The sequence below is a fragment of the Cupriavidus sp. 8B genome, from assembly GCF_054589115.1.
On sequence record NZ_BAAILO010000568.1, the window covers coordinates 725 to 1,515 of the forward strand.

The window sequence follows — 791 nt, forward strand, 5'->3', positions numbered from 1 at the left end:
TAGGAAGTGCCAAGTTGCCGCTGCAGCCCGATGCGCACGTTCTCCAGCACCGTCAGGTGAGGGAACACAGCAGAGATCTGGAACGACCGGATCACGCCGCGCCGGGCGATCTGCGCCGGTTTCTCGCGCGTGATGTCGATGCCGTTGAACAGGATCGTGCCCGTGGTCGGCTCGAGGAACTTGGTCAGCAGGTTGAAGCAGGTGGTCTTGCCGGCGCCGTTGGGGCCGATCAAGGCATGGATGGCACCGCGCCGCACCTTGAGGTTGACGTCGCTTACCGCGGTGAACCCCTTGAACTCCTTGGTGAGGTTCCGCGTTTCCAGGATCGTTTCTTGCTGATTCATGATCTCCTGCCCGCCCTCTTGCTGCGGCGCCGGCTTCTGGTCGGCACCGCCAAATGGTCAGAACTGTGGTGCCGGTCGCACCACCACCGCACAGGTCGCGCCAATCCAGTCGCGCTCCCGTGACTGTTGCGGCTTTCGCGCCGCTTGCATTGATTTGCTGCCTTTATTGCTGCCTGGATGTCCGCCGTGCCGCGCCCTCCCCGGAACGCGCGACGCGCCCTTGGGGGGGCGCGCCAATGTGAGCAGTGCTGCACGGCATCTCGGCGTCTATTGTGTGCGTCTGCTGCGTCGCAAAACATCCGGGTTTGCACTGATTATGAAACATGAACCAGATGTCAGGTCTGTGTCGCAGCTGTTCCATAAAATCTGCTCAAAGTTGAGCATTGGATTTATCCGCACTTCGTTGACGCGGCTTGCGCCGCCCAACTGAAGCCCCTTGACGCTCAG

The 791-nt window shown here is 61.3% G+C and carries 2 protein-coding genes; both read right to left on the reverse strand.

Going from position 1 to position 791, the window contains the following annotated elements:
- Positions 1-344 (reverse strand): ATP-binding cassette domain-containing protein (locus ACYP5B_RS48930; RefSeq protein WP_459574685.1); only part of this gene is annotated, 344 nt, incomplete at its 3' end.
- Positions 345-611: 267 nt separating this feature from the next.
- A partial coding sequence (locus ACYP5B_RS48935; RefSeq protein ID WP_459574686.1) for a hypothetical protein occupies positions 612-791 on the reverse strand: 180 nt, incomplete at its 5' end.